Origin of the sequence: Halomicronema sp. CCY15110, from assembly GCF_016888165.1 — a bacterium.
Lineage (GTDB): Bacteria > Cyanobacteriota > Cyanobacteriia > Phormidesmidales > Phormidesmidaceae > Halomicronema.
Window position 1 is genome coordinate 19,642 of sequence record NZ_JACSWC010000234.1, and the last position, 10,061, is coordinate 29,702.

At 57.4% G+C, this 10,061-nt stretch carries 10 protein-coding genes; 5 read left to right on the forward strand and 5 right to left on the reverse strand.

Annotation, left to right across the window (positions count from 1 at the left end; all coding sequences use genetic code 11):
• Positions 1-68: 68 nt before the first annotated feature.
• Positions 69-1,367, reverse strand: coding sequence for an exonuclease subunit SbcD (gene sbcD / locus JUK32_RS08675; RefSeq protein ID WP_204138459.1), 1,299 nt, complete (start codon positions 1,365-1,367; stop codon positions 69-71).
• Positions 1,368-1,680: 313 nt separating this feature from the next.
• Between sbcD and aroB the strand changes: the two genes are divergently transcribed.
• The 5 genes from aroB to JUK32_RS08700 all read left to right on the forward strand — a co-directional run bounded on the left by aroB (position 1,681) and on the right by JUK32_RS08700 (position 5,645).
• Positions 1,681-2,796 carry a 3-dehydroquinate synthase gene (aroB, locus tag JUK32_RS08680; RefSeq protein ID WP_204138460.1) on the forward strand — a complete coding sequence of 372 codons (1,116 nt, stop codon included), beginning with the start codon at positions 1,681-1,683 and terminating at the stop codon, positions 2,794-2,796.
• Between the two features lie 47 nt (positions 2,797-2,843).
• The gene (hisB, locus tag JUK32_RS08685) at positions 2,844-3,482 is read left to right on the forward strand and encodes an imidazoleglycerol-phosphate dehydratase HisB (protein ID WP_204138461.1); all 639 of its coding nucleotides are present in this window, start codon (positions 2,844-2,846) and stop codon (positions 3,480-3,482) included.
• Positions 3,483-3,887: 405 nt separating this feature from the next.
• Positions 3,888-4,355: an orange carotenoid protein N-terminal domain-containing protein gene (locus tag JUK32_RS08690; protein ID WP_204138462.1), complete on the forward strand. Its 468-nt coding sequence runs from the start codon at positions 3,888-3,890 to the stop codon at positions 4,353-4,355.
• Positions 4,356-4,589: 234 nt separating this feature from the next.
• The gene (locus JUK32_RS08695; RefSeq protein ID WP_204138463.1) at positions 4,590-5,012 is read left to right on the forward strand and encodes a biopolymer transporter ExbD; all 423 of its coding nucleotides are present in this window, start codon (positions 4,590-4,592) and stop codon (positions 5,010-5,012) included.
• Positions 5,013-5,192: 180 nt separating this feature from the next.
• A complete protein-coding gene (locus JUK32_RS08700; RefSeq protein ID WP_309224518.1) occupies positions 5,193-5,645 on the forward strand; it encodes a transcriptional repressor in 453 nt (150 codons plus the stop codon).
• Between the two features lie 15 nt (positions 5,646-5,660).
• Here JUK32_RS08700 and JUK32_RS08705 read toward each other — a convergent pair whose 3' ends face one another.
• From JUK32_RS08705 to surE, 4 genes are all read right to left on the reverse strand, one after another.
• Positions 5,661-7,205, reverse strand: a complete 1,545-nt coding sequence (locus JUK32_RS08705) for an Ig-like domain-containing protein (protein ID WP_204138464.1) — start codon at positions 7,203-7,205, stop codon at positions 5,661-5,663.
• Positions 7,195-7,941 carry a TIGR03943 family putative permease subunit gene (locus JUK32_RS08710; RefSeq protein ID WP_204138465.1) on the reverse strand — a complete coding sequence of 249 codons (747 nt, stop codon included), beginning with the start codon at positions 7,939-7,941 and terminating at the stop codon, positions 7,195-7,197. Before JUK32_RS08710 ends, JUK32_RS08705 begins: the two co-directional genes overlap by 11 nt.
• A gap of 13 nt (positions 7,942-7,954) precedes the next feature.
• On the reverse strand, positions 7,955-8,980 hold the full coding sequence (locus JUK32_RS08715; protein ID WP_204138466.1) for a permease: 1,026 nt from the start codon (positions 8,978-8,980) through the stop codon (positions 7,955-7,957).
• A 231-nt stretch (positions 8,981-9,211) separates the two neighbouring features.
• Positions 9,212-9,895 (reverse strand): 5'/3'-nucleotidase SurE, encoded by a 684-nt coding sequence (gene surE / locus JUK32_RS08720; RefSeq protein WP_204138467.1) that lies wholly within the window; start codon positions 9,893-9,895, stop codon positions 9,212-9,214.
• Positions 9,896-10,061: the final 166 nt, after the last annotated feature.

Here is a 10,061-nt window from a genome sequence, read left to right on the forward strand (position 1 = left end):
ACTGGCCTCGTGTCCGGGGGCGAATGGCTCTATTTTAAGTCTGACCCTGGGGAACTGCCGAACGCCCTTTACAGAAGCCGGAGTTGGCGCGAGGCGTCGTCAGCTGGGGGCGGCTCTGTGGGCGACCTTTCGCTTGAGGGATCGGGTTCGTAGGGCGCATCTGCCAGCAAGGCTTGGGCGGCAGCGGTCATGTCAGCCGCCAGCTCGGCCAGGTCTTCGCGATTGTTGAGGTAGGTGTGCAGGGCCGCAATGGGGTCGAGGCTGGCCCCAGGGGTGAGTTCGGGCAGGCGCGATCGCGATTGCGGCGACACCATCTGCGGATGAACGGTGTAAGTATGCGCTGCCGCTAGCGCCTCATAAAGCACTGTATTGTCCAACTCGTCCATCTGATCGGGGCGGAGGCTGTACATCAGCCGCACGACGGCATCGGTAATGTGGTGTTGCGCGATCGCTGTCAACAACTGGTCTTGGGGGCGATCGCTTTTCGTCAAATCCGCCTTGATGGTGAGAAAGGGGCGCACCGACAGCGGACAGAACTCCACCTGGGTCGCGCCTTTGGTCACGTCGGCCCACACGTAACCCTTGGGTTCGTCCGCTTCGCTAAAATCGACCCGCTCGATGCTGCCGGGATAAACCACCGGGGGCGACTCACACAAAATCTGATGCTTGTGAACATGGCCCAGCGCCACATAGTCGAAGCAAGGCCGCGCCAGCAGCGCCATCGGCACGTTAAAGCCTCGTCCGACGGCGAGAAATTTCTCGGCCCCAAAACTGGCGGTATCCGTCATCAAGTGCGCCAACAAAATGGTGGGAATGTCGGGATCAAGGCGACGAATTTCCCCTTCCAGAGCGACCCGTAATCGCTCCAACAGTTGCTCGTTGACCTGCGCCATCGACAGCCCCTCCATTTGGGGGCGGGTGAGCAGCACCGAGGGCGTGAGCCAGGGCAGCGTGACGATTTGCACCGGGCCACCCGCCGTCTCGATGCGATGGGTGTCGAGGCGATCGCCTACCATCACCCCCGGCACGCCCAAGGTGCGATAAATACAGAGACTGGCCCCACCCTGCCCCTGGGCGTGTTGGTCGTGGTTGCCCACCAGCAGCACCGTGGGAATGCCCGCATCGGCTAAGCGACGAAACTGTCCCGCAAAAGCTTGCTGCACCAGCGGCGGTGGTGTGGCATCAGGAAAGGCATCGCCGCCAAACAGCACGAGATCGGCGGGCTCGGCGATCGCGCGATCGATGCATCGGCTCAACGTGGTCACGAAATCTTCCAGCCGCGTGTTCATGCCCGTTTCGGGATTCATGCGCCCGTGGGTAAAGCCGCTGCCCATGTGAATGTCTGACAAATGCAGCACCGCAACCATCGCGTCGCCCTCAAGAGTACAGATGCACTCTCAAGTTTACTCACTCTCGCCAAAATGCACCTGAGCGATCAAAAATTGCCAGCGGCGAGGGGACGGTTCCCGACAGCAAGGGGACGGTTCCCTGCCGGATCACCCAACACAGTCGGGAGTGATTCAAGGGAACCGTCCCCTGAACCAAGAAGGGAACCGTCCCCTGATCCAAGAAGGGAACCGTCCCCTGAACCAAGGGAAGACGTTCAACTCTTGACCTGACGACGGGCACCAGCCAGTAGGATGGAAATTGTTGGAGTTTTGCTCAAGGGCTGACCGCGCCATGAAGTCCGTAATTTCGGTAAATATTCCCCAAAATCCTTACGATGTGGTGATCGCGCAAGATGCCATCGATCATGTGGGTGCATGGCTGACCAACCCTGATCAACCTCGGGTCAAGCCGGGGCAAAAGTTGCTGGTGGTCTCAAATCCAGTCATCTTTCGACATTACGGCGATCGCCTCGTCCAGTCTTTAGCATCGGTGGGCTATCAGGTCAGTACCTGCATTTTGCCCGCAGGGGAACGCTACAAAACCCTCCGCTCCATCCAAAAAATTCACGATGCGGCCTACGAGGCCAAGCTGGAACGCAAGTCCGCGATGGTGGCCCTGGGGGGCGGGGTAATCGGCGATATGACGGGGTTTGCGGCAGCGACTTGGCTCCGGGGCATCGGCGTCATTCAAGTGCCGACTTCCCTCTTGGCGATGGTCGATGCTTCCATCGGCGGCAAAACTGGGGTCAATCATCCCCAAGGCAAAAACTTGATCGGGGCCTTTCACCAACCGCGTCTGGTCGTGATTGACCCCACAGTGCTCGACACGCTGCCGGCTCGCGAGTTTCGGGCGGGCATGGCCGAAGTGATTAAATACGGCGTGATTTGGGATTCCGAATTGTTTCAGGCTCTGGAGCAGGCTCCCCGGCTCGATCAGTATCGCTATGTTGAAGGCGAACTGCTGCAAATGATTTTGACGCGATCGTGTCAGGCCAAGGCCGATGTCGTTGCTCAGGATGAAAAAGAGTCGGGACTGCGGGCCATTCTCAACTACGGGCACACGATTGGTCATGCGGTCGAGAGCGCGACGGGCTATCGAGTCGTGAATCATGGCGAAGCGGTGGCGATCGGCATGGTGGCCGCTGGCAAAATTGCCACGGCTCTCAACCTGTGGTCGACCGATGACGAGCAGCGTCAACACCAACTCATCGAAAAGACGAAACTCCCTACCACCATTCCCAGTCAGGCGGGGACCGAAGCGCTGATCTCACTGCTGCAAGGGGATAAGAAAGTCGAGGATGGTCGCGTACGATTTATTCTACCGAGGGCGATCGCCGACGTTTTCATCACCGATCAGGTCTCTAATCAAGACATTCGCCCCGTGCTAGCCGCCATGACTACCCCGTAAAAATCCACACTCATTCACCCGTCCACCCACCCACTCCTACACTTGCTATGCAACTCCAAGACCGCAACCCCGCAACCGCTGCCCAGAACACTCTGACGACCCGCACCGCCACCGTCAGCCGCACCACGGGCGAAACCGACGTCCACGTCGCCATCAACATTGACGGCACTGGGCAATGTGACGCGCAAACTGGAGTGCCGTTTTTGGATCACATGCTGCACCAAATCGCCTCCCACGGCTTGTTTGACCTTACCGTCCACGCCAAAGGGGATTACGAAATCGACGATCACCACACCAACGAAGATGTGGGCATTACCCTCGGCATGGCACTGAAACAGGCCTTGGGCGATCGCAAAGGCATCGTCCGCTTCGGCCATTTCGTCGCCCCGCTAGATGAATCGTTAGTGCAAGTCGCCTTAGACTTTTCCGGTCGTCCCCATCTCAGCTACGGGTTGGAAATTCCGACCCAGCGAGTCGGCACCTACGACACCCAGCTCGTACGGGAGTTTTTCGTCGCCGTGGTAAATCACAGCCAAATGACCCTGCACATTCGCCAGCTCGACGGCATTAACTCGCACCACATTATTGAGGCCACGTTCAAAGCCTTTGCCCGCGCCATGCGCATGGCCACCGAGGTTGATCCGCGCCGGGCCAGCCAAATTCCCAGTTCTAAAGGGGTGCTGTAAGGGATTGGCGAGAACATAACCTCCCAGTTGAGGACGGGGGACGGGTAGATGAGTGAGTGGGTCGATGGGGCCGTGACGGATGAGGAGGTTGGGGCGCTTATTTTGAGAATGTCCCTCAGCTTTAACGACAACACTGAAAGGCGATCAGCGACCCCGCCAAGCGTGATGAGCCCCGCCGCTCGGGCCGCCGTTCCGGTTTCTGGAGAGTCAGAATGCAGACGTTTACCCGCGATCGCGGCCCGCAAACCACAGGGTCGGCCTTTGTCAAGGGCTGCTGCTCAGAAATCTGGTTATGCGATTTGTCCATCAATTGACGGTGTCAGGACAGTCCATTAATTCGTTAACTTTTGTGACAGATGCGGTTGATGCCTAGCATTTGGCCGCTTGCAGTTAGACGAGGATTGTATGACTTACCTAACTTTGGATGAAGTCAAACAACCACTTCAGCAGTTTGAACAATTCGATGCTGATACTCAGTTAGCCATCTTGTGGTATGGCTATTTAGACATCAAGCAAAGCTTGGTGCCTGCGCCTAGTCATGCCGTCGAAGATTTGGCTCGGGTGCTGTATAACCAAGTTGCTCCCCTCACCCATGAAGCGCAACTACAAGCGCAGCGAGATATTGCTAACCGCGCTGACATTGAATTGAGCCGCCAATATGGTGCGCTAAGTCCTAGTGCCAAACTAGAGTTTTGGCTGCTCCTGGCCCAAGGCATGGAGTCGGGTGACATCGTCAACGTCCCTGACAATTACACGTTGCCTGAGCACTCACAAGAATTTATGGGCACTTTCAAGGCGCTTGATTTTGAGCAGCAGATCAATTTTGTCCGCAATGCGGTGAGCAAGATGGGTTTGAATCCCGCCATTGTGTAAGCGACTGCGCCCATTGAATTGAAGCATTCCTTCAACGGCCACTCAGCGATCGCTGAGTGGCACTTTTTCTGAAGTCCTGACAGTATGGTTGGGTACCGCACCGTCTGTGACGTTCTACTCACAAGCAGGCAACTAGGCAAGCACTCATTAAGTGTGGCGGGTGGCGTCTTGATGGAGCGATTCGTCGTTTCTAATTCGCCATTGACGATTCACTGGACCGTAAGGAAGCAAATTGTGCATCTTCCCGAAGACCCCGACACTCAACCCGAAATCAACATCGTGCCCATGATCGATGTGATTTTTGTGGTGCTGATCTTTTTTATTCTGTCGAGCTTGTTTCTCACACGGGCCGAAGGCTTACCCGTCAATCTGCCGGGGGCCGCCACCAGTGAAAACCAACTGCAACAGCACACCTTGACGCTGACGATTACCAGCGGCGGTGATTTGCAATTGGGGAACGAAGCAGCCACCTTGGAGACGCTGGTACAGCAGGTGCAAGACCGCCGCGTAGGCGATCGCCCCCTGTTGCTGATCATTCGCGCCGATAAAGAGGTGCCACACGGGCAGGTGATTGCGGCGATGGATCAACTGCGGCAGGTGCCGGATTTGGAGTTAGCGATCGCCACTCTCCCCGAGGCTGCCGCAGCACCGCCTTAATCTTGTCGGTTCTGCTATCATTCAGTGCAACCCACTAGACTTAGCGGCCCAGCAAGGGTGGAAGCACTAAAGACGTTACAAAGTATCAGGAGCAATTCTCAATAAGAAAATCTTCTTGCAAATTTGGGGGATCACTCGCTATTATTGTCAACAAGGCGTCACTGTTGAGAGGAAAATCACGTGGCTTATACGGCATCGGCTCTCAAAGCTGAGTTGAACGAACGCGGGTGGCGCATGACCCCTCAGCGGGAAATTATTCTCGAAACATTTCAGAATTTGCCGAAGGGCGAGCATCTTAGTGCTGAAGATTTGCGCGATGTGTTGAAAGATGAAGGTGAGCAAGTCAGCTTATCGACGATTTATCGCAACCTCAAGCTCCTAGCCCGCATGGGGATTTTGCGAGAGCTTGAGTTGGCGGAAGGCCAGAAACGCTACGAGATTAACCAGCCTTCTCCTCACCACCACCACCATCTCATTTGTGTTCGCTGCAATAAAACCATCGAGTTTAAAAATGATTCGGTATTGAAAGCCGGTGCGCGCACCGCTAAGAAATCAGGCTATCAATTATTGGATTGCCAACTGACCATCCATGCGGTGTGTCCCACTTGTCAGCGATCGCTGCTGCCCGTCTAGCGGCGATCGCCGTTGCTAAGGCAGCCAGGTGGGTTGTTGGCCCGCTAGTGACAAAATGTTCGGTTCGGTGACAGTCGGAACGCCGGCTAACCGCTGCTCTGTGGTTTGAAACAACGGCAGCAGAACGGTTTGCACGCGCTCATTCGCAGGGTTGTCATCGGGGGACAGCGCGACGGCCAAAATGGCGGCCAAGCCATCGGGGGAAACATCCATCGAGACTCGGGCCTGAGGCGGAAAGTTGAGCAGCCTCAGGGGTTGCGGCTCATCAGTGAGGGCGATCGCGGCCAGAAAAGGTTGCTCCTGGTACTCTTCGCTCGGCAGCAAATCACTGGCTAGTACATACAGAATGCGATCCGTCGGATCGAACTCGGCACTGATAATTGAACCGGTGGCGTCCAGCAGTTCCGTCTCTTCCCCTTGGCTGGTGACCAATACGAGAGTTTCGACAAACCGCCTTTCCGGGTCGTTCTGGTTGAAGTTCACCATGGCGGCGGCGGTGCCATCGCTGGTGATGTCAAACACGCGGCCAAACTCCGGCAAAAAGTCCAAGGGCTCAGCGGTCGCCGTGGCTGAAGCGTCGGGGTCAAGCGGAATGACGGCGGTGCCCTGGCCCTGCAACATCAATAAACTAGCGCTGTCGGGGCCAATCAAAAATTCACCGCCCGGTTCGGTGTCCAAGGGGCGAGGGGCGTTGTCTTCTGTAATCACCCACGGACCAAAATCCGCCGGATTCGCTTGATTCACTCGCTGCACGACAATGGTTTGCCCATCGGGAGACAAGTCAAACGCCAGATTTTGGTACCCGTTGCTGCCCAAAATCGGGGTCACGGCTCCCATTTCCCCCGGGGCAAAGCTGACGGTGCGATCGCTGTTCACGGTATCTTCTGGGGGCAGGGGAGCCAAGCCCGTCGCCACGGCATAGAGTTCAGCGGCAGGCGGTGCGGTCGCTGGGTCGCCCTCGATCGCCGAAATGGCAGAAAAGAGCAGGCGATCGCCCAGCGGATAGGGTTCAAAATCGAGCACCTGCCAGTCTGGCGAGGTCAGCGGTACCGCTGCCGCCTCTTGAGAAAAGTTGCTCAGCATTAATCGACCCGCTTCTGCTCCCTCACTGCCGATGTAGGCGATCGCGCGATCGCGGCTCTGAAAATTGCCCTCAAACGGTTCAAATTGCATTTCATCGTCGGCATCGGCAAAGCGATCGCGGGCTTCCGGTACCGTGACCGCATAGGATTCGCCGTAGGGAATGGGCGCATCCAGGGTGTAGGCCAGTCGCCGCCCCGCCCAACTGATCCGCCCCGGCAAATCCGGGGTGATCTGCAAATTGGCTTCGACGCTGTCAGGATCCATCGGGCGCGTGAAGGTGAGGGTGAACGCGACATTCTCGGCTCCCACCGACCGTTCTTGCCAGGAAAATTGCTGCACTCTAGCCCCAGCGTGATCGCCCAACAGTACCAGCAACGCCGCCAACACCAGCAGCCCAGCCATGAGAGCCAAGGCCACTCGGTCTAACGGCAATCGCCACCGCCGATAAGTGCGGCGAGCAGTCCGGTCAAAACTCATAGGGATTCTGGGGTTCAGGGACAGTGAGGACTTCCTGCGGCGCAATCACGAGACGACGCTGACCATCGAGGGTTTCGGTCTGCATTGCGCCTTGCACAGAAATCCAGCTATCCGGAGGAAACTCGGTGCGATCGCCCGTCAGTGCGACAGGCAGGCCGACCGGATAGGCGTCAGCGGCGCAGCAGGTTAGCACAAACCGCGCCACCATCAAATAGTTGTCGTCCCACTGGGGCGGATGAATGACAAACCCGGTAACGTTGACGGGTTGGTCGGTGTAAGCGTCCGGCTCAGGATACACATTCAACGTCCGAATCCAGTCGATGAGGGAGCGCTCAGCGGGGGGCGTCTGGCGGGCAAACTGCTGGGGCTGCGATCGCGTCAGCGCCACCGGGTCGGCAATGCCTCGGGCCAAAGCCGCCTCACTGGCAAAGGGACGCGGCACGTAGATGAGGCCGAAGACTGCGATCGCCAGCAACACCATCAGACTCCATTGGCGCGGTAACAGCGCAATGTGAGCCCCAGGGTTAGCACTCGCCGGTGAGGGCCGGAATAAGGTCACGCCCCGCCAGAGGCCCATGCCCACCAAAACCCAACCCGCGCCAATGGCCAACCAGTGATAGTCCGGGTGCAGCAGCACCGCCAGCCGCCCACTCCACCAATAGCGCAGCAGCATCAGGCCCCAGAGCAGCAGCGCTAGGGTGTCCCAGACCGTGGGCCAGTGTAACATCCGTTTCATAGGCAGCAAAGACTCACCAACTCGTGTACGAATTGACGGCTAAGGTCAACACAAAGGTCAATTGCGCGGCCAACACAAACAGATACATCACCGCCCGCCCCTTAAAAGTAGTCAGCAGTAGTGAAATATTTTTCAGGTCGATCATGGGGCCAAAGACGAGAAAGGCCAGAATCGAGCCGCTGGTAAAAAGGGACGAAAAGGACAGAGCAAAGAAGGAGTCCACCGTCGAGCAAATGGACACCACCCAGGCCAACAGCATCATCGCCAGGATGGAGGTGATGGGGCCTTGCCCCAGGGCCAAGATCCACTCACGGGGAATGGCGACTTGAACAGTTGCCGCGATCGCGCTGCCAAACACCAATACGGCTCCCAATTCCCGAAACTCTTGCAGCATCATTTCCAACACGGCCTGCGCTTTGTCATGCCAGGACTGCTGCGGTAACGCCGTCGTTGCGCCCAGGGTCGCCATCATCGGCTGATCGAGCTTGAGGGTGCCCGTGGACTGCAGCAGAAAGTCGCCGCCGCTGAGCAAAGAACTGCCGCTGCCCACGAGGGCGGGTTCGGGCTTGGGGTCGGGATTGGGAAGATAGCGGGCGATCGCCGGTTGCAAAAAGGGCCGCATATCTTTTTGGACGCTGAACACGCAGGCAATGGTCACTGAGATCAGAATCGTTAAGCCCACTCGCCAAAACACCATGGCAGGCTGATCACGAAAGGCTACCCACGTCGCCCAAAAGACAATCGGGTTGACGGTCGGGGCTGCCAGCAAGAAACCGATCGCCAGGGCTGAGGGGGCTCCCTGCATTAGTAACCGCCGCGCCACGGGCACGTTGCCGCATTCACACACGGGAAACAGGCAACCAAATAGACTGCCGGAAATCGCCGCCAACACGGGATTTTTGGGGGTGTAAGCGATCAGCTTGCGTTCATCGACCAAGACCGCTAGCAGGCTCGAAAAAGCCACGCCTAACAGCAGAAACGGCGTGGCTTCGACCAGCAAACTCAGAAATAACGTCAGACCTTGATTGAGTTGAGACATTACAGCCCAAATTGAAAGCTAGCTCCGGTCATCTGCCTCAATGACGGCGATCGCGCCAACATTGCTCGGCAATCTCACTATGATAATGCGTCTTGATCCCCACTGTGTGGGATCCCCGCATAACCGGGTTGCGGCGACTTCTGGGCATCGATCTTAGCGATGCGGCGTTAAATCAGGAGGGGGCTAGTGAGTAGACGATGTCTGCGAGGGCGACTATCACCAGCCGCAGCATTACCACAAGCGAATTTCAGCCACGCTGATGTTGCCCGATAGACACACATCAACATCGGCACCGGGATCACGAGCGCGATCGCCATAGCGTCCCGTGTAGTGAAACTGCCCGTCTTCGACTTTGAACTCGGTCGGCAGGGGCTGAGTGCAAGTGGGACACATCACGATATCAGGGTCGGGATCATCGGCCTGCAAATGGGGCAAATTCACATTCCAAAACTGTCCCGGTGCCGGTTTCGACTGCATCAACTGATGCAGCACCTTGTTCGCTAAGCGAGTGGCGACCGACCAATCAATCGGTTGCCGATTGTGGATGTAGTGGGAAATGGCGATGCCCGGCACCCGCAACAAGGTCGCCTCGCGCACCGCCGCGACCGTACCCGAAACGTGAATGTCAGCCCCCATATTGCCGCCCGCGTTGATGCCTGACAGTACCCATTGCACATCGGGATACAGATAACTCACGGCCACGCGGGTGCAGTCGGCGGGGGTGCCCGCGATCGCGTGTTCCGTCGCTTGTCGCTGGTCAATGGCGATCGCGCCACCGCGATTGAGCTGATGGCTACAGCCAGATAAGGGGCGATCGGGAGCGACGATCGCGGTCACCTGTTCGGGTAAGGCCGCCTGTAAAGCCCGAATACCAGGAGCGTCGATGCCGTCGTCGTTAGTGAGCACTAGGGTCATGTGAGGGAAAAAGTGGGTTGGCGGAGTCTGCCCGGAGAGCTTGGGTAACAGGGGGGGGTTAGGGATCTGCAACTAAATAAAGTACCCGCTCAATCCGGTTTCGACTTCGCTCAACCTACCAGTATCGAGAGTTGAGCGGAGTCGAAACTCGGTTCATGGGGATCTT